At 45.6% G+C, this 20,830-nt stretch carries 11 protein-coding genes and 1 pseudogene; 10 read left to right on the top strand and 2 right to left on the bottom strand.

The features are described 5' to 3' along the window. Nucleotides 1–64 precede the first annotated feature (64 nt). The 5 genes from HQN90_RS12670 (at nucleotide 65) to HQN90_RS12650 (ending at nucleotide 12,297) form a co-directional block, all read left to right on the top strand. The gene (locus HQN90_RS12670) at nucleotides 65–6,550 is read left to right on the top strand and encodes an OmpL47-type beta-barrel domain-containing protein (RefSeq protein ID WP_173218696.1); all 6,486 of its coding nucleotides are present in this window, start codon (nucleotides 65–67) and stop codon (nucleotides 6,548–6,550) included. 46 nt (nucleotides 6,551–6,596) lie between these two features. Then, nucleotides 6,597–7,667 (top strand): Gfo/Idh/MocA family protein, encoded by a 1,071-nt coding sequence (locus tag HQN90_RS12665; RefSeq protein ID WP_338042309.1) that lies wholly within the window; start codon nucleotides 6,597–6,599, stop codon nucleotides 7,665–7,667. 185 nt (nucleotides 7,668–7,852) lie between these two features. Next, the gene (locus HQN90_RS12660) at nucleotides 7,853–8,950 is read left to right on the top strand and encodes an SGNH/GDSL hydrolase family protein (protein ID WP_173218694.1); all 1,098 of its coding nucleotides are present in this window, start codon (nucleotides 7,853–7,855) and stop codon (nucleotides 8,948–8,950) included. A gap of 13 nt (nucleotides 8,951–8,963) precedes the next feature. Continuing rightward, the gene (locus HQN90_RS12655) at nucleotides 8,964–11,525 is read left to right on the top strand and encodes a glycoside hydrolase family 2 protein (protein ID WP_173218692.1); all 2,562 of its coding nucleotides are present in this window, start codon (nucleotides 8,964–8,966) and stop codon (nucleotides 11,523–11,525) included. Between the two features lies 1 nt (nucleotide 11,526). Continuing rightward, nucleotides 11,527–12,297 (top strand): sugar phosphate isomerase/epimerase family protein, encoded by a 771-nt coding sequence (locus tag HQN90_RS12650; RefSeq protein WP_173218691.1) that lies wholly within the window; start codon nucleotides 11,527–11,529, stop codon nucleotides 12,295–12,297. Nucleotides 12,298–12,500: 203 nt separating this feature from the next. Here HQN90_RS12650 and HQN90_RS12645 read toward each other — a convergent pair. Continuing rightward, nucleotides 12,501–12,701: pseudogene (locus HQN90_RS12645) on the bottom strand (IS5/IS1182 family transposase); the annotation flags it as partial. A gap of 429 nt (nucleotides 12,702–13,130) precedes the next feature. Between HQN90_RS12645 and HQN90_RS12640 the strand changes: the two are divergent. After that, nucleotides 13,131–13,892: a GNAT family N-acetyltransferase gene (locus HQN90_RS12640; protein WP_173218690.1), complete on the top strand. Its 762-nt coding sequence runs from the start codon at nucleotides 13,131–13,133 to the stop codon at nucleotides 13,890–13,892. Nucleotides 13,893–14,039: 147 nt separating this feature from the next. On the opposite strand, the gene HQN90_RS12635 is transcribed toward HQN90_RS12640, so the two are convergent. Beyond that, nucleotides 14,040–14,624, bottom strand: a complete 585-nt coding sequence (locus HQN90_RS12635; RefSeq protein ID WP_173218689.1) for a GNAT family N-acetyltransferase — start codon at nucleotides 14,622–14,624, stop codon at nucleotides 14,040–14,042. 388 nt (nucleotides 14,625–15,012) lie between these two features. On the opposite strand from HQN90_RS12635, the gene HQN90_RS12630 reads away from it, so the two are divergent. From HQN90_RS12630 to HQN90_RS12615, 4 genes are all read left to right on the top strand, one after another. After that, nucleotides 15,013–15,699: a response regulator transcription factor gene (locus HQN90_RS12630; protein WP_173218688.1), complete on the top strand. Its 687-nt coding sequence runs from the start codon at nucleotides 15,013–15,015 to the stop codon at nucleotides 15,697–15,699. A gap of 1 nt (nucleotide 15,700) precedes the next feature. Then, a complete protein-coding gene (locus HQN90_RS12625) occupies nucleotides 15,701–17,035 on the top strand; it encodes a sensor histidine kinase (protein ID WP_173218687.1) in 1,335 nt (444 codons plus the stop codon). Between the two features lie 86 nt (nucleotides 17,036–17,121). Further along, nucleotides 17,122–17,841 carry an ABC transporter ATP-binding protein gene (locus HQN90_RS12620; RefSeq protein WP_173218685.1) on the top strand — a complete coding sequence of 240 codons (720 nt, stop codon included), beginning with the start codon at nucleotides 17,122–17,124 and terminating at the stop codon, nucleotides 17,839–17,841. Nucleotides 17,842–17,954: 113 nt separating this feature from the next. After that, a complete protein-coding gene (locus tag HQN90_RS12615) occupies nucleotides 17,955–20,666 on the top strand; it encodes an ABC transporter permease (protein ID WP_173218683.1) in 2,712 nt (903 codons plus the stop codon). Nucleotides 20,667–20,830: the final 164 nt, after the last annotated feature.

Raw genomic sequence — 20,830 nt, 5'->3', positions numbered from 1 at the left:
AACACTGCTGACTGGAGCAGCGTCATTGTTTCCACAAAGCAAATTCATTGGAAAAGGGAGTGTAATGATGGTTAAAAAGCGATTAGGTATTCTCCTTACCTCATTCATTGTGTGCGCTTTCATATTTGTTTTTCAGTCAGCGGATGTTAGCGCGGAAGCCACCAGACCTGATGCAGGTTATGTAATTGATGAGGATTTCTCGTTCTTATCAGCCTTGACACCAGGGAATAGCCAGCCGTCCGGCTGGGATGTTCGCGCTGCAGGAGGGGCGCTGGTCTCCCTATATAACACGAATTTCAAAATCAGCGATACGAGCAAAGACCTGCCCGTTTCAATGAGTAAGAAATTTGTTGCGCAAAGTGCAGGTAATCTGACCATGGAATTTCGCATTAGGCCTATGTCAGTCATTGACGGCTTGAAGTGGCAGTTGCTCAGCAATGATGTCGTAGGCGTCAGCTTAATTACACAAAACAATATGCTTAGTCTGGAAACGTCCCCAACCACTGTGCTTCCCTTGCAAACCTATGTGGCGAACGTAGAGGTTGGGATTAAGATCGACATCAACCTGAGCACGCATACCACAGATGTGTACATCAATGGCGTAAAAAAGGCGAACGGGGCTACTTTCAAGAACGCAGTCTCGAACCTGAACCAGTTTCAAGTGCAGACAGGCGCTGCCTCCTTGGGGGACTTCTTCTTTGGTCCTTTGAAAATGTATAGAGGGTACGCTGTGAACGAAAGACTTATTTCCGTCGTGGCCGGCGGCGCCATCCCGCAGGATTGGTCCGCGGTTACGTCAGGCGGCGCCATCACCGTCGGTAGCATGCTGGGTTCGCCGCAGCCGGATATTAACAGCATGAAGCTGAGCGCGGCTAGTAGCACCGGCAGTATGAGTCTGTCCAAAGCGATATCGCCAATGGCGGATAATTTTACCTACGACTTCAAGGTTCTATACAAGCAGAAAGCGGATGGATTGGAAGCTGAGCTAAAAAGCGGAACGACGAGCGTCATCAAACTAACGACGTTTGGCGATGATTTGGCTTATGTCAACAGCAGCGGGCAACCTGTCTCGCTGAAATACAAGTATTTAGCGAATCTGTGGACGCACATTCAGATCAAAGTGAACTGGGCGACGGCTACAGCGGATATCTATATCAACGATAAGCGCAGCGATCAAGTTGTACCACTGGCTCCGGGCGCGGTTTCCGTCGACACCCTCAAGTTCACGACCTCTTCTTCGTATCGGGGCGAAATGTGGCTGGATGACATTCTTTTGTATAAAACAGTTTCCCTCCCTGCCGATTATGTGCCGGCTCCCCAAGCGGTCAGTAAGGGCGAGGACGATCCGGTTGTAGGCGTCCAAAGCTGCCCGATGTGGCGGGAAGGCCATCACCTGGGCTGGGATATGATTCAGCCTTACCCGGATCGGACGCCTCTTCTAGGGTTCTACGACGAAGGCAGCCCGGAAACGGCGGATTGGGAGACGAAATGGCTGATCGAGCACGGCATCAATTTCCAGATGTCCTGCTGGTTCAGGCCACTTGGCGGAGACACCGATCGGGTGCCGATTAAAGATTCGTATTTATCGCATGCTTTGGATAACGGCTATTTTAATAGCCAATATAGAAATCAAATCGATTTCGCGATTATGTTTGAAAACCTCAATTCCAAGGTCAAGGATGCTGAAGATTTCCGAACGAATCTGATTCCGTACTGGATTGAATATTATTTTAAAGATCCGCGTTATTTGAAAATCGATAATAAACCTGTTTTCACGATCTACAATTATGACGAGTTAGTAAATGCTTTTAAAGGCAGCGAGAACGTGAAGCCGGAGCTGGATAACTTGCGAAGCGAAATGGTAAAAGCGGGGTTTAAGGGTATTATCCTGCTGAACGTGTATAACGGGACGGACCCCCAGCAGTTGGCTAAACGCAAAGCTGCTGGTTTTGATGGGGTGTATGCGTATTCCTGGGGCTCCTTCGGCGGTCATCCGGAGTTTCAGAAGCTGAAGATGACGCAAGAGAAAGACGCAAACGCCATCGATATTATCCCCGGTTTGAGCATGGGCAGAGATGATACGGCTTGGGGTTTGAACTTTGGTTATTATGCGACGCCGTCGGAATTCCAATCCTTGGCGCAGTGGACGAAGGATAGCTTCATGCCTTCGCTGCCGGCAGGCAGTCTAGGTAAGAAGCTGGTTATGCTGGACAACTGGAATGAGTTCGGAGAAGGCCACTTCATTATGCCTGCCGGGCTGGCCGGCTTTGGCTACGTGGATGCCATTCGCAATGTATTTGGCGATAGCGCGTCGCATATCGACAGCGTGCCGACGCAGGCCCAGAAGGATCGGATTAATACCCTGTATCCCGCGGGGAGAGTGGTTCCTAATCTGAACCAACCCCAACCCGTGATGACCAATGTCTACGGGAACATGTGGGAGTTCAATACCCCGGGCGATGCGGAGGGCTGGACCGTCGAGAAACAGATTGTGGGCGTGACTGTGCAGGACGGCACTTTTTCTGGCTTAACGAACAATACCGATCCCGGCATTCGATCCGCAGATCACCTCGGGATTAAGGCGGAGGATATTCCATATCTCGTCATTCGCATGAAGAACGGTACGAACGATATCGATGGCCGATTCTTCTTTACGACGGAGGCGGATGGGACCTGGAATGAGGCCAAGGCCGTCGGCTTCTATGTGAAACCGCAGGATAATGAATATACGGAATACGTGATTGAGGCGTGGCAAAACAAGAACTGGACGGGGACCATCCGGCAATTACGCATCGATCCGACTTCCTCCGTCGGGCCAATCAGTATCGATTACATTCGAACGATTTACTCGCCGCAGCCCGGTATTCGGACTTACGTCGACGGCGTTTACAAACCGTTCAGCCAACCGGCTCTCCTGAAGGACGGCATCGTGATGCTTCCTATGAAAGAGACCTATCTGCAAATCGGGGCGAAGCCGGAATGGGATCCATCGAATGATACCTTGGTGGCCGTGAAGGATAACGTTGTGTATCGACTGAAGGTTGGCGATAGCGTTGCCTATAAGGGAAGCCAAGCGATTACGTTAGAACATGCGCCCGTCAAGCTTGCCAATGGAACGGTGATGGCACCGCTCAGCTATCTTCGTCAAGCATTTGGCGCGATTGCCAAATGGGATGCGCCTTCGCAAATCGTCCGTGTGTACCCGACAGCGATCACTTGGGATTTTACGACGAGCAGCGGTTGGACGGCCAACAGTCAGATCGCGAACCCCGTCGTGGCGAATGGCGTCTTCAGCGGAACTTCAAAAGGGACTTCGGGAAGTATCCAGCCAGCGATTCTTTCACCGGATGATTTGCAAGTTGCAGCTTCGGATATTAGGCGGATTCGCGTCCGAATGAACAACATGACAAGCGGCGATGAGGCGAAGATTTATTTTACGACGACCGCGGACAGCAATTGGAATGAGGCGAAAATGCTCTCGTCTTATATCCTCCCGACCGATGCTGTCTATCGTGAATATGTCTTTGATACGTCGAGTCTAGCTACCTGGACGGGGACCATTAAACAGCTTCAAGTGGTGCCGACGACGGCATCTGGAGCCTTCAGCCTGGATTCCGTTCAATTGGAAATTACGCCGACGGTTGCTGTCAAAGGGGATAATCTGATTGATGATCCGGGTTTTGAGGGAAGTAAAGCATCTCAATTCGCGATGTCGGATGCGACGTATGTCAAAGATCCGAGTCAGTTTCATAGCGGTCATCAGTCGGTTAAAATCATCAAAACGACTCGTTACGGAGGCATTAAATTTCCAGTAAGTGTGGAGAAAGGCAAGTCGTATACGTACTCCGCATGGGCGAAGTTGGCAAATGGTGCGTCAACGAGCGAACCTCTGAGGCTCGGGCTCCAATATAATCTGGACGGGGTCACCAAGCAATTCATTATGTTTACAAGCCCTGGCTTGAAGGCGGGAGATTGGACGCAGGTCGAAGGCACTTACACCATTCAGGAATCAGGGGAAGTAACCAATGTCTTGATGTACCTCTACACAGAAGCCAATAATCCAGGCAGTGTATATTATGTCGATGACGTTGCGGTCAAACCGATTACAAATACGGGAAGTTCAGTTTGGGTTCATCCATTAAGCGTAAGCTTGAATGCAACGTCACTCGCGGTAGGTCGGGATAAAACCAAGGCATTGGTTCCTGCGTTCACACCAGCAAATGTCAGCAATAAAGAGCTGATATGGCGTTCGAGCAATCCAAGTGTCGCAACGGTGGATGTAAATGGAATGGTATATGGCGTAAGCTTGGGTACAGCGACCGTCACGGCAACGACAGTAGATGGCGGAAAAACGGCATCCGTGCTTGTCACCGTAGATGCAACGGTTGCGGTTACGGGACTGTCGCTAACGCCAAGCACGCTTAGCTTGACGCTGGGCGATAAGCAAACGCTTGTCCCGACGGTAACACCGGCCAATGCAACCAATAAGCTCATCAAATGGGAATCCGTGATTCCGACTGTGGCGGCCGTCGATGCCGATGGGACGGTGACAGGCGTGGGCACGGGCTCAACTCAAATTAAAGCAACCTCGGACGATTCGGGCATCCAGACCGTGGCCACAGTTACAGTAACAGCACCGACGAGCGTGGTGAAAGGCAGCAACCTTATTGTAGATCCGGGCATGGAAGGCAGTACATTAGCGGCTCCTAACTACGCTTATCAGGCCGTGCCAACGATGACTTCGGCGGAACATCATTCCGGTCAGCAGTCGTTGCTGTTGACGAAGACAGATCGCTACGGAGGCGTTAAATTTCCTGTCCCACTTGTAAAGGGCAAACCCTATTACTATTCGGCCTGGGCGAAACTAGCATCTGGTTCTACCACGACCGAGACGATCAGAATCGGCTTGCAATATAAGGTAGATGGTAAACCTATTCCTACGCAGTATATTATGTTCACCAGTCCACCCCTAAGTGCTACGGAATGGAAGCAAGTTCAAGGGAGTCTCATCATTAATGAAACAGGTGTTGTAACCGAAACGACCATGTTTTTATATACGGAAATTATAGGTACCGGCAACCCGTTTTATGTCGATGATGTGGAGATCCGACCGTTAACGGTGGATAATATCCCTCCCATTACGGTCAGTGACGCTCCTTCCGGTTGGGTAACGACGGCTCAAGTCGTTCATCTGACGGCCACCGATGGGGAAAGCGGCGTCGCAGGGACGTTCTACAGCTTGGATCATGGGGTCTATACAAGCGGAAATACCGTGTCGATTGCAGGGGAAGGCGTACATACGCTGGACTTCTATAGCAAGGACGTGGCCGGCAATCAGGAAGCGGCGCAAACGGTAACCGTGCGCATTGACGGAACGGCTCCCGTCACGACGGCTGCCGTCCAGCCGTCAACGCCTGACGGAGCGAGCGGCGCTTACGTCAGCCCCGTTACGGTTGCATTAACCGCTGCAGATAACGCGTCTAGCGTAGCGGGAATCGTTTACAGCACCGATAACGGAACAACATGGCTGCCTTATACGGCTGCACTTACCTTCGATAAGCAAGGGGCCTATACGCTCTTATACCGAGCGATCGATGCTGCCGGAAATAGCGAGACAGCGAAGAACGTAAGCTTCAATCTGGCTGCTACAACAGTTAAAGTCCAGCTGAAGGATAGTACCGGCAATCCATTAAGCGGCGGTATTGTGAAATATTTGGACGGTACTTGGAAGGAGTTTGGCGTAACCGATGCCTCCGGCTATGTCTCTAAGTCGTTAGGGGAGAAGAGCTATCTCTTCTCAATGACGTATGAAGGGAAAGCGCAAGAACTTACGCAAAATATTGGTATGAGTGCAAGTGTTGTATTTCAAACGCAGTTGGTTCAAGTACAGCTGCAAGATAGCCAAGGGAACCCTTTAGATGGCGGCAGCGTGAAGTTTTTCTCCTCTGGCAGTTGGCGGGCAGTGGGTACTACGGCAGGAGGGAAAATCAGCATGGAAGTGTTCCCTGAAACGTATACGTTTGGGTTGACGTTTGAAGGGAAATACAAGGAGATTGTTCGAAGTACAGCAGCCAGCAGTACCGTTGTTTTTAACACGGTGAAGGTGAATGTGCAGTTGAAGGACAGCCAAGGCAATCCACTTGATGGAGCTGTTGTCGACTATTATTCAGGCGGCAGTTGGAGGCCGATGGGCACAACGGTTAGTGGAGAAATTAGCCGGGAATTACTTGCCGATTCGTATACGTTCGGTTTGACGTATGCAGGCAAACGCAAAGAAACGATCCAAAATGCAGTCACGAATTCAGTCGTCAGCTTTCAAACGGTGAAGGCTATCCTGCAAGTGAAAGACAGCTTAGGTAATCTGCTCAGCGGTGGTAGTGCAAAGTTGTACTCCGGGGGGAGCTGGCAGAACCTCGGACCTGCAACGTCGGGAGAAGTTAGCAAAGAATTGCTGCCCGGAAGTTATTCGTTCAGCATGACGTATGGCGGTACGACAAAGGAAAGCACGTGGGATATTAGTGTTGATCCGGTCGTTGTTTTTCAATATTGATGTAGGGTAACTGCATAGGGAACTATCAAAAAAGGAGCTTATCAAAGTGACCAAGATAAAAGTAGGAATCATCGGATTAGGAGAAGTTGCGCAAATGGTTCATTTGCCGATTCTAGAGTCTCTGTCTGAACTTTATGAGATCGTAGCATTATGTGATATTTCGCCCAAGCTGTTAGCGAAGATCGGCGAGAAATATCGGGTGGAGCATTTATTTCTGAACATGTCTGATATGCTTGAACAATCTGAGCTTGATGCTGTGTTTGTGCTGAATAACATGGAATATCATACCGAATGTACCGTTGCGGCCTTGAAGAGGAATGTTCATGTTTTCGTTGAGAAGCCAATGTGTGTGACACCAGCGGAGGTTCATGAGATCATTCAAGCTCGCGACGCTTCAAGTGCACAGGTCATGGTAGGTTACATGAGACGGTTTGCTCCCGCATACCTTCAGGCTCTTGAAGAGGTAAAGACGCTAGGACCAATTATTTATGCCCGCGTGCGGGATATCATTGGCCCGAATCCATTTTTCACGCGTCAATCCAGCCCTATCTATCGTTTCAATGATATCCCCGTTGAAGCTGTACAAGATCGCAAGGAGCGGAATGCCAGATTGATGAGAGAGGCGATTGGGGAATTGCCAGATGACATGTATGGCGCCTATGGCTTATTACTCGGATTGAATAGTCATGACATTTCGGCGATGAGAGAGTTGATTGGGATGCCGATTGGGGTAAGGGCAGCATCCGCTTGGCTCGGGGGAAGATTCAAGAATGCGATCTTTGAATATGAAGGTTTTAACGTGACATTTGAAACGGGTATGGATCAACAAGGCAGATTTGATGCTCATATCGAGGTGTACGGCGAGAATAAGTCTATCCTTGTTCAGTACGATACCCCGTATATCAGACAGTTGCCTACGACGCTGCAGATCAGCGAGACGATTGGAGACAGCTTCGATCAATCAACGGTTCGACCGACCTATAAGGACGCTTATGTGGTTGAGCTGGAATATTTCCATGAAGTTGTCTCGAAGGGAACGCTGCCCAAAACGACACCTGAGGATTACTTGCAGGATCTTATCATCTTTCGAATGATAATGGATGCCATTCAGAAGTAACTATGAAAAGACCGAATTCCACCCCATATCAGGTGGTTTCGGTCTTTTATTTAACCCTTTTTAGAAGAATCGACGTAATTCAAAGTATACATTTAGGAGCATAATAGCTACTTTTAAATAAGGACTTGGGCTGCTGCGCATTTGGTTCACAACATACTCGAAATTCAAGTGGAGATGAATGTAACATGGAGACGATTCAGGTTCGAAATGGTTTATCGCAGGTTAGAAATAAGCTGGAAACAGGTCAATTGACATTGGGTTTCATTGGTGGATCTATTACAGAAGATAGCAGCGTGTTGTGGAATTGGCCAGAGCCAGTCGCACGTTGGTTTGTCGAATCGTTCCCCCATGCACGCATTACGGTGGAGAATGCTGCGATTGGTGCGACTGGGAGCGACTTGGCTGTATTTCGTGCAGAGCGAGATTTGATCAGCCGCCAATGTGATCTAATTTTTATTGAATTTGCTGTCAATGACTACCTGACACCATCCGAACAGCGGATGCGGGCAAGAGAGGGATTGATCCGTAAACTGCTGGCAGATGGACGCAGTGAGCTTGTAATTATTTATACTTACAGCCAGAAAATGTACGAGGAGATGTCGCAGGGTAAGGCCCCTGCCAGCATCGCTGAATTCGAACAGTTAGCACAACATTACAGCATCAGCTCAGTTTGGGTGGGACAGCACGCCTGGCAGGAAGTGAAGAAAGGCCGAATGACCTGGGATGAATGGCTGCCGGATGGGCTGCATCCTAACCACAGAGGCAGTCTGAGTTATGGACAGTGTGTAATTGCCTATTTGGAAAAGGAATTGATAACGGCTCCAGATCGGGATAGTGAAGTGACCCCTAGATCGCTCACATCACCGTTAAATGCGCATCATTGGGGGAATGTGAGTACACTCTCCTTCGAAGAGGTCCAATTGGAAGGCCCTTGGCTAATAAGACGAGCAGCGGCTCATATGCCTAGGGTTGATCAGATTTTGACCACAGCAGCAATCGGCGCGAAGCTTTCCTTTTCATTTACAGGTAAGGGATTGGCGTTAGCCTTCGATTTTGGCAAAAAGTCCGCTGAATTCACATATCGGCTCGACGGAGGCCCTGCCATCACGACTCATCGGGATCGGCCTAGCTGGTGCAATGACGGAGGATGGTTTCACATCTACTGGATTGCGGATGATCTGGAGGATGGGCTGCATCATGTTGAGCTGGAGGTTGTTCACGGCAATAGAGAGGACTGCACGGGGACGAATTTTCATTTGGGACTTATCGGAATCTTAAAGTAAGAGGTGCAGGACGATGAAACTACTTATAAATGAAGACTGGCAGCTAACGTCGGAGCCGCTCTATCGTCAGGCTGCCGATCTCTGGTACGTTAAACAGAAAGAGCAGGATTGGCTGCGAACCAATTTACCCTGTGATGTGCATATGCCGCTTATCGAGCAAGGGATTATTGCGGAACCGCTGGTGGCTGATCAGTGCTTTGCGAGTGAATGGACGGAGAACCGCTCTTGGTGGTTTAAGAAAACATTTGTGCTGACGGAGGAACAGTTGTGTTCAGAGCAAATGCTCCTTCAATTTGACTCTTTGGATGTAGAAGCAGATATCTGGTTGAATGATTGTCATCTGGGCCATCATCGCAGTGCTTTTTATCCGTTTGCTTGTGATGTAAAAGGAAAGGCGCAACCAGGAGTTAATCAACTCTTTGTGCGCGTTACTTCTGGTTTGGAGCACTATTCGGAGAACGATCTTGCCCTCATTCGCGAGGCCAAAGTGGTGTATAAGAACGAGCAGATTGGGCATAGAGGCGACCATCGCCGTGGCATGCTGAGAAAACCGCAATATGTATGGGGTTGGGATTGGGGACCAAGGGTAGTGACGTGTGGGATCATGGGTGAGGTTAGTATCACATGTATCCACAGTTTCCATATTCGAGATATTCACGTCACAACGACAAGATTGGATGCTGAGGACACAGCTGCATCCTTACAGTTTCAATTGGAACTGGAGAACCTGCATCCTTTTCAAACCTTAGAAACGGAGCTGAAACTGGAACTGCTTTTCCAGGGGGACCAGGTACAAATCATTCAAAAAGATTGTTGTCTTCGTTCTGGGCTGAACTACGTCACAATCTCGATGCAGGTGTTTGATGCCAAGCTTTGGTGGCCCAATGGGATGGGGGAGCAGCCGCTGTATACGATTCGGGCATCGCTGCAGACTTCCAAGCATGCAGTGGAATATCCGTCCTTTTCATTTGGGATACGCACACTGCACCTTAATATGGATAAAATCCCTGAGAGTGAGGAAGAACGTTCATTCACTTTTGAGATCAACGGTGTTTCCGTTTTCAGCAAAGGTGGCAATTGGATACCTGCTGATGCCATCTATGCGCGGGTCACGGATGCCAAATATAAGGCATTGCTGAGTGAAGCGAAGGAAGCCAACTTCAATATGCTGCGTGTGTGGGGAGGAGGTATCTACGAGAGGGATATTTTCTATGACAAATGTGATGAGTATGGGATTCTCATTTGGCACGACTTCATGTTCACCTGCGCGAAATATCCAGATCACTTGGCTTGGTTTCGGGACGAAGTAGAGCGAGAGATGGACTACCAGACTCGGCGTCTGCGCAATCACTGCGCGCTCGCGCTTTGGTGCGGCAACAATGAGAATCATTGGGGCTTTGAGGAATGGTGGAATGAGACGGAAGCTGCCGACTTCTACGGGGGAGCGGCCTGTTACAATGACATCGCGCCCCGCATTGTGCAGCAGAACAGTCCGACGATTCCTTATTGGAATAGCTCACCATACGGCGGTGCGCACCCGAATGGCACCCAAGCTGGTGATACACATCATTGGAATGATTGCATGATGCATCCCGACATGGAGAGGCGAATTACACCTGAAGAATATGACAAGGTGACCGCTAAATTCGTCTCGGAATATGGTTACATCGGCCCCTGCCGGAAGGCTTCCACAGCTATTTACCATAATGGTCAGAAGCTGGATCGTGAGAGCAAGCTTTGGCAGCTTCATAACAATATTTTCGAAAAAGATACCGTACTTGCTGGCATTAACAAGCACTATGTAGATACCGTACACTTGGAAATCGACGATTACTTGTTGTACGCAGGATTATGTCAGGGCTTCATGCTTGCTTATTCACTTGAGGCGATTCGTGCCAAATTGTTTTGTTCTGGCGCTTTATTTTGGATGTACAATGACTGCTGGGGGGAAGTGGGCTGGTCAATCATTGATTATTATGCAACGCGGAAGATATCGTATTATTTTGTGAAACGGGCATTAGCACCGGTAAAGCTCCTGATCCGCGAGCAGGATGGGATGATTCAGCTTACGGCAATCAATGAAACTAGCACGGTTATCCGTGAAACCCTAGAATATGGACTTGTCTATTATGATGGAAGCGGAATGGAAGCAGATGAGGCAGAAGTTGAACTTTCTCCATTCTCGCGGGAGGTTGTCCTGCAATGGCCTTCACCTTCCTATCCTTCGAGAGAGGCGTGTATCTTCATTAGAGCATTAAGTGAATCCAGCGAGATAATGCCTGCTATCCTGCACAGCGAAGTGTTTCGCAATCTCAATTTACCTGATCCACAATTACAAGTGTCCAACATCCAAGTCATCGAACCTGGGCTAACTCGCTGCACGGTTTCAAACAAAGCCTTTGCGCATTCGGTGTATTTCGGTTTGGATGAGACGATTCAGTTGAGTGACGAATATTTCGATTTGCTCCCAGGTGAGAAGCGGGACATTACAATACGGCACGGGGAGATTGCCCTCATACCCGATCAGATCGTACCACGATCGATCATACTAAATCATAGCGAAGGCGGCCTATAACATGAAACAGAAATTTGCTGTACAGCTGTATACCCTGCGTAACGAATGCGAACAAGATTTCCCAGGCGTACTAAGAGAACTGAAGCAAATGGGTTGGGCAGGGGTTGAACTGGCGGGACTGCACAGTTATTCAGCTGAAGAGATTGCCGAAGTGCTGCAAGAAACAGGCTTACAAACGGCCGGTATGCATGTTTCGTTTCTGCGTTTAAGCAGTGAACTGGAGAGTGTGCTTTCGGAGGCACGACGATTGAATACGACAACTTTGATCTGTCCTTCCGTCCCTCATGAGCTTCGAAACGAAGAAGGTTACCAGCAATTTCGCAACCAATTAAATGATATTGCGAAGGACATACAGCCAGATGGTTTTACACTTAGCTTCCATAACCATGCATTTGAGTTTGAAACAAACGTTAATGGAATGAACGCGTTGGAGTATATACTTGAGCCTTCTGCGGATAATGCTGTTTTGGCCGAAGTTGATGTGTATTGGGTGAAACATGCAGGGCAAGATCCGGCGGCATTTATTCGTCCGTACAGCCATCGGATGCCGACTATGCATGTGAAGGATATGAGCAACGATGAGAGGCGAACGTACGCCGAAATTGGCACGGGAGTAATCAATTTCGATCCTATTTTGATATGGGGAGAGCAGAATGGTGTTGCATGGTATGTTGTGGAGCAGGATGTGTGCCAAGGGAATCCAATGGACTGCGTGAAGCTTAGCTTAACGAACTTACACCGAATAGCGGAAAGACTTGCCGCAAATATATAGTCTTGAAGAGGCTTTCCCATAACGATAAGGGAGAGCCTCTATTTTGTCGTGGATTGGTGTTCTATCGAACAGCCTAAGATTTCCATACCTGAACCTTCTCTTTCCTATAGGTCGAGGGCAGGGTGCACGTACATTTTTTAAAACTTTGTTGAAATAAGACTGCTCATAGAATCCGAGAAAATCGGAGATTTCTCCTACATTCATGCTGTAATAATTCGCTCCTCGGTCATAGCAAGATGCGTTTTGTAGCCGAAGAATGAGGAATCCGCACTCTTGTGACCGACTTTTGCGTCTAGGTCTTCCGAGATCCGAAGCTGTTCGAGGTCATCTGCGACTGTTTCCTTGAGTAGATGTAGTGGTTCTTTGATCTTGGGTAGAGCGCAGACACCACCTTCCGTTTCAATGACATCAATCCGACATGTCCAACACGAACCGTGAGGGAGGATGAAGACGAGATAAACTCTGCGGAAGGCCTATGGATGGCAAGAGGTTAAACCCAATTAGAAGATGAGGAAGTAGAGGAAGAAGGCACATTCATTTTCCGAAGCCAGTATTTTAATTGGTGAATAGTTTGGGTAATGTCTTTGGGATGTATATAGCAACAGAAATGAGAGGGCAAGGTTTAAGAAAATCACTAATCCTTGAACTAATTAGGATTCAAGGTTTATGGTGTGGAACATAACGCATTAAAATACAATGGGCATTATTATGAGGATTTTATGGTTCTAAAAGTTTAATTTTCTTTGAACCACCTCGGACAGTTAAATAAAAACAGGTGATTTTTAAAGGATTATGATATAATAATCGCAAAATTATGGTAGGGGTGTATGTAAATGGGATGCATACAATTAACAAAAAACAATATTGAAAATGAACACATATGTTGTGCTTTAGGTGCTAAACAATATGAGAAAGCAGTAAATGAGAAGAAGAAATGGTTGACGGAGCGTATGGATGAAGGATTAGTTTTTTATCGTTTAAACGAACGTGCAAAAGTATTTATTGAATATTTACCTGCTGAGATGGCATGGATTCCTATTCAAGCACCTAATTATATGTATATCAATTGTTTATGGGTTTCTGGAAGATATAAAAATAGTGGATATGCAAAACAATTATTAGAGTACTGCAAGGAAGATGCAATAGCTCGTGGGATGGATGGGATTGTACATATCGTAGGAAAGAAAAAGTATCCTTATTTAAGTGATAAATGCTTTTTTGAACATTTAGGTTTTGAGGTAGTAGACCAAGCAGAACCCTATTTTCAATTAGTTGCATTAAGGTGGAATGAACGAGATATTGTACCATCATTTAAAAAACAGGAGAGGACTTTCTCGATTGAAGAAGGTATATCCATTTATTACACATCTCAGTGTCCCTTTGCTGTTGGTACTTTGGAAGAACTAAGAAAAGTGGCGGAAAATAGAGGTATTATCTTTACTGCTCATAGGTTAACAACGAAAGATGAAGCACAAAATTCACCTATTATATGGACAACTTATGGTCTGTTTTATAATGGGAAATTCATTACACACGAAATGATGAGTTCAAATCAATTTGATAAACTATTATCAAAACTAATATTAGAAGAATGATACTCTTTGTTCTTTATGAGTCCGTAAAATAGACTGTGTAAACTCCAACACACATGGGACTATAGTCTAAACAGCAGCTTCGTCAGTTTATTAAGGAGAACAAACTAGTCACGGCAAAAGATGCGCAAAATGCGTTGGGAATGAAAGTTAATTATAGTATTCTGACGAGAGAATGCTATACATTTTTGAATCAATATACTCGTTTTCATACTTGAAATCTTCTCTTAAAATTCCTTCTTGGACAAATCCATTTTTAAGGTAAACATGTTCACTACGTGGATTGAAGCTGAAAACCTGTAGTGTTATTTTGTGTAGTTTAAGAATGTCAAATCCATACTTTATAAAAAGCGCAGTAGCTTCACTGCCCAAACCTTTGTTTCGTCCATCTGGTCCAATCAGAATACGGAAATTAACTTTGTTGGCATTATCGTCATATTCATTGAATACGACTTCTCCAACAATTTTGTTTGAAGTTATTTCTACGATTGCTAAGTCAAGGCGGTCACATTGATTATTAAGTGTATGGTACCATTGCGTTGTTTTACGTATTTCTTCTGGAGATGCAGGAGTGTAGGCTTCTTGATCAGTACAAATGGAACCGGTTAGTTTACGAACTTCGTAATCAGACAATATGTTAAGCATAGGTTGAATGTCTTCGGATTGAAACGGGCGAAGTACTATTTTATGGCCCTGAATAGTCGGTTTAATTGAAAAGTCCGGATTAGATTTCATATTCGTTTTCCCCCTCTTAAATATGCAACCAATTTAGTATATCATGCTTCATACCACATTCCTATTTCCGCTAAAAACTGCAGAACCGCAGTGAACACGGTCTCTAGCAGAGCTTTCACAGCCGTACTCAGTCACAGCGAATGAAGTCCTGAATCGTCTATTCGTCCAGTTCCGAAATCCCGGTTGTATCTCGCATTTGCAAAGCCGCCGAATCTTGAATTACATTAGCGGGCATGGTATTCTTACTTTAATTTGAACAGCGGACATCAATTATATGTTCTGAAATACCTAATGACCGCTAATGTTAATTAGCGGTCATTACTATTGTATTAACAGTTGTAGAGAAAATATTACAGAAGTATTCTTTCAACAGGGAGAGATCTAATGAATGAAGCTTTTATGGGTAGAAGACGAGTACCGAATCGTTGAAGAGGTAATACCCTTTTTGGAGCAAGAAGAATGCAAGGTGACCCATGTTCCCAACTCCAGTGAGGCATTATCTATTCTTGAGAAAGAAACGTTTGATTTACTTTTGGTTGATTGGATGCTTCCGGGAATGTCAGGGACTGAATTATGCAAAGAAGTGCAGCGTAGACGGAAAGTTCCCGTTATTATGTTGACTGCCAAATCCGATGAATGGCATAAGGTGGTCGCCCTTGAAATCGGGGCGGATGATTATATCGTAAAACCTTTTGGAACGAGAGAATTGATTGCCAGAATTAAAGCTGTTTTGCGAAGATCAAGATCCGTCAACGTAGCAGAAGATCGTGTTATACAAATCCAATCATTGACGATTGACATGTTGCGTCATGAAGTAAGAAAGAACGACAAGCCTATCACCCTTACTCCTACGGAATTTGATATCTTGGTAACTTTAGCTCAACAACCCGGTCGTGTATTTAGTCGATTACAGCTAATAGATGATGCTTTAGGAGATTCTTTTTACGGATTCGAACGAACGATTGATTCGCACGTCCGTAATCTAAGACGAAAAGTGGAAGATGATCCCGTTGACCCGCAATATATATTAACCGTATACGGAGTCGGTTATAAATTTGGAGGAGGCATTCTATAACATGTGGTTAACCCTAGTTAGGAAGCGCGCTCTCCTAACAGCACTTTTCACAGCTGTTGCCTGCTCGTTGCTTATATTATCTTTTACCACGTGGATACAATTACAAGCTAATCAAAATTATAAACTGCAGCAGACGATCCAAACGGAGACTTTTCTCAGCTCCTATTACGAGCTTTATGGAAACTGGGAAAATGTCATCGATAAGCTTCTAGTGTCCAAATTATTGCAGGATAGCGACCTACAGATATGGTCGTCCACGAATCAACCCTTAAGGCCCCATAAAACGCCAGATCATGGGTCGTATGAGACAGCTTCCCGAAACGCCGATGGGAGTCAACGTCATGTTTTGTTGCTAAATGGACAAGTAATCGGAACCTATGAAGGCTCCTTTGGAAAAGATGTAGCAACAGTTCCTTATTTGATCCTTTTCTCCTTTATCATTGGTTTGATCCTATTTATCATCATGTATAACATAATATTAAAAAAAGAAATAGGTCATAGACAGTCACTTAAGCGAGTATTAACTCAACTAGCCTTTCTTGAACCGCCACAGAGTGAAAATAGCCTTGATTCCTATTCAGACATGGAGCAAGTAGTGGAAACAGAAATAAATAAGATTGCTCAGCGTCTATATCTCCTTGAGACCATTCGGAAATCGATGGTAGCGGATATTGCACATGAACTGCGAACTCCATTAGCAGTGATGCGGGCTAAGCTTGATAATACTTTATGCAACCAAATCCCATTGGAACTTCCCCAGGCTTCATTGCTTCAGGACGAAATATATCGCATGAGTAAGCTTCTTGGCGATTTACAGCAACTTGCCTTGGCGGAATCGGGCCATCTTATATTAAATAAAACTTGGTTTTCGTTACGAAGCGTACTCGAAGGACTGACCGTTTTATTAGCAATGGATTCGGAGGAATCAGGGATTACGGTGAGTTTGCATTGTAAAGATGCTATTCGAGTGTATGCGGACGAAAATCGACTTAGACAAGTATTTATCAATATAATCGGAAATTCATTAAGATATGCTCGCTCTATGGTCAGCATAACGGTGTCTTTTGAGTCCTCTATCTGTATCGTTACGGTAACTGACGACGGAGTAGGGATAGAGCAAGAAGAAATCCCCTATTTATTTGAACGTTTCTATAGGGGAACAGTAAACCGACGGGAAGTACCAGTCGGTTCTTCATCTGGACTTGGTCTAGGGCTTCCCATTGCGAAACAGTTAATGGAAATACATCGTGGAACGATAGATGTAACCAGCAGATGGCAGGAAGGAACCACGTTTCAGATTAAATTCCCTATTTTTTACGAAGCAACTGCAACTTGATCTGCACAACATCTTCATAATTCCTCCATAACCTCTGCAAAATTGTTTGCTACATTGGTAGTACTAATAGGAGAAGAGGTAGGAAGATGATTCAAGCCAAACAATTAACCAAGACATTTGGAGCTGGCGAATCCTTGGTTCGAGCCTTGAAAGAAGTGAATCTGGTCATTGAGCAAGGTGAAATGGTCAGCATTGTAGGTCCATCAGGATGCGGGAAAACAACACTGCTCCATATCCTTTCCGGAATTGATAATCCTACGGAAGGGAAAGTCTATATCGATGGATTTGACCTTTATGGCGCCAAAGAAAAAGCGCGTTCTGCGTTCCGCTTAACCCAAATGGGCTTTGTGTTTCAATCGTTTCATTTGATTCCAGTGTTAACCGCTCTCGAAAATGTGGCGCTTCCGCTCATCGGACAAGGTCTGTCAACAAAGAATGCAAATGATAAGGCGCGAGCAGCGTTAAAGCAAGTGAGCCTTGAAGATAAATTGAATTCTCGCCCCGCTCAATTATCGGGAGGACAAAACCAACGTATTGCGATTGCCCGTGCGATTGTCTCGAAGCCTACCGTGATTTGGGCAGATGAACCTACCGGGTCTCTCGACAGCCATACTTCACAGCAAATTGTCGGATTGCTTCGTCATATTAATGATACGATGGGAACAACGATTGTCATGGTTACACACGATCTGAGCATTTCCAAACAAACCGACCGCATTATTCACATGGAAAATGGGCGAATCATTAATATAGATGCAGATAACAACTCCGATTTATCTCCTTCGGCAAAGTTGGTGCGGGAATGAGGGGTATATCCGCTCTCACCGTCTCTTGGAAAATGGCTTGGCGAAACCTAATGTCACAACGCCGACAGACGCTGTTAACGATAGCGGGGGGCTGTATCGGAGCAGCCCTTATTATGGCGTCTATCGTTTTTTTTCAATCATTTGATGAGAGCGGCAACCGCTGGCTGAAAAAACACTATGGTCCCATTGATTGGGAGTTGCGCCCTCCTACCAACAATCCCTTTTTTACAGCCGAAGAATTGCCTGCCATTGAACAATATTTAAAACCACATAAACTGCAACAATTATCAGCCGTTACATTTGAGACCCGTGTCAGCAAGGTGGACGGTAATCTTCAATCAGTTCGAACGGGAATGCGGTATCTTGGCATTGGACTGGATTTTTCGCAAGCCTCCATATTTGATAAAGATAATTCCCTGTGGAACCTTTCGCTTTCCCCTGATCAGATTGTTCTATCTGATGCGATCGCAACACCACTCGAACTTATCGAAGGAGATACGGTAGCATTAACAGACGTTAAAGGAGAGAAACACCTTTTTCAGGTTAAGAAGATTGTCAAGGAAAAAGGAATTTCGGGTTATAGAGGGAGTTCCTCTACAGAAGGTACGTTATTAATAGGGCTGTCAACTGCCAGGCTTCTTGCCGGAATTCCGGATCATGCGATCACCTCTATTTTAACTGGTATGATCGACAATTCATTGAAAAACACAGAGCCTTCTCATTTTCCAAGCCCATCGCCGTTATTTGAGGTAAGGGAGCAAAAACAATCCGATTTTAATCAAGTCCAACAAATGAAAAAGAAACATGGATTTACCTTTGTCCTTTGCAGCCTAACAGCGGTTATGGCGGGAGCCTTGCTGATGATACAAATCCTTCTTATGCTTGCAGATGCTCGTAAAGAAACAACAGCTGTACTGCGAGCTATTGGGTTTCAACGTAGGCAAACCGAAACTATTTTTTTCATCGAGGCTTTATTAATCAATCTGCTCAGCACAGGTATAGGGCTTGTTTTGGGAATTCCGCTCGGTTGCGGCATCATCGTTTTATTTGAGTGGCTCAATCGTGATCTTATATTCGCCTACAGTGCACATACCGTTCCGATAACACCTTATATTTCTCTGTGGAGTATTTTAGTAACAGGCATAATTATTCTTTGTCTATTGATGCTAACTTCCGTTATCGCTTGTTACAAGCTGGGCAATCTGAAAATTGTATCTGCTTTACGGGGGGATGCGAATAAGGTCGAACCGCGAATGGCTTTTAGGCATGTGAAAATTCGAATCGGCTTAACGTTATGTTCAGCAGTTATCCTGGGGATACACATCGTACAACTAGTGACGGGAAAGGGTATTGCGATAATAATAGGTGAGGGTGATTCTTCCCTGATCCAATCATTATCTGTTTTAGTTTTGTGGTTTGTTTCTTCCCTCTCATCATTATATATAGTCGTACAGATTCTTCCTTTTATTCAAAAGCTGTTAAAACCCTTATTGCAACGATTGGGAATAGGAGAAGCGGCACAAATTCTTGCCTTTCGCTATCCTGCGGGAAACTATCGCCGCACATTTGTCGTGACTCTGTTATTTAGCTGTTGTTTCATGCTACTAACACTTGTTGTCATCATCACACAGCATAATTACCGAAATATAGAACAAAAACCGTATACGGTTCTCGGATATCCTGCTTATATCAAATATGGAACCGATAGCGAAAAACAACGGATTCTATCCATTCTTAATCAGGACCAGGAACTGGGGGGAATCACGCAAAATTCCTCTATTATGGAACCCTATATGATCCAAACAGCCTCAAATGGAGCAATTCTTGCAAAAAGTCAATTGAATTTGACGAGTCCGAGCGATGCTTTTCTTAGCGGCGGCACTCCCAAGCTTTCTGAGCGTTCCGCTAATTTTGCTTCAGATGAAGAGGCTTGGAAAGCAGTGATGAGCAATCCGCAGTATGTCATTTTAGATAAAAAATATAGTTATGCACCTGAGGAGTGGCCTTCCGTATATGGAATGGGAAAGCAGATTTCGAGGAAATTAATCGTGGGTGAACATTTGAAGTTGGATGTATATGAAAAACCTGCCGGGCCGAACACACCTGGGTTTGGAAAGGAACCCCGCACTGTGGATTCCATAGATATCCAGATTATTGGCTTTGCAGATACTTCAACCGGCTTGGAATTTTATAATGTTATGTTCGTTCATCCCCATATTTATGACAAGCTGAAGGCACAAGGATATCGTTGGGAAACTACTCCTGAAAAAGGTTATATTATGCTCCCTCTGCTTTCCAAAGAAACGAGTTATCTACGTAAAATAGAAGAACATGTCGTCACTCTGGGTATTAACGGCTTTACTGCTCCCGGAATCTCCGAAGCCTCAGAGGATATAAGCACCATTCAGATGTTGTGGGTTTTTAACGGTTTCATGATCTTGGCTATGGGTATCGGATTGGCAGGCCTAGCGATTCTTCAGTTTCGTGCAGTAAAGGAACGATCCAAAACAATTGCAATGCTGCGATGTATAGGACTAAGCACACGGTTTGTTCGTCAAATGCTTCTTCTCGAAGGAACAATGATAGGGTGGACTGGTCTCCTTAATGGTTGCTTGTTCGGCTCAACAGGAGGATACATGATCGTAAAATTACTTGAGTCTACCAAAAAACCAACGGACCCTGCTCTATCTTTTTATTATCCCTGGGAGTTTGTTTTACCCATAGCTTGCACTCTCATGCTCTTAACACTTCTGCTAAATTTAGAACCATCAGAACGAATCCTGCGCCTTTCACCAAGTGAAGCGGTCCGTTCAGCAGACGAGTAGGGGAGTCTTATTTCAATGCGAAATAAAAGTTGAATAATTAAAGCCTGTCGTGACGGCTCTCGCATCGGTCAATATGTGCGAACAAGGGGTTGGAGAGTGGGGCCGCATTCGTCATAGTCTTTCGGATTATTCCGATATGTGCAAGATAGTGAAAGAATAATTAC

Origin of the sequence: Paenibacillus alba (assembly GCF_013204855.1) — a bacterium.
Taxonomy (GTDB): Bacteria; Bacillota; Bacilli; order Paenibacillales; family NBRC-103111; genus Paenibacillus_E; species Paenibacillus_E alba.
The sequence above is the reverse complement of the archived record's forward strand: the minus strand, read 5'-3'. Positions and strand labels throughout refer to the sequence as shown.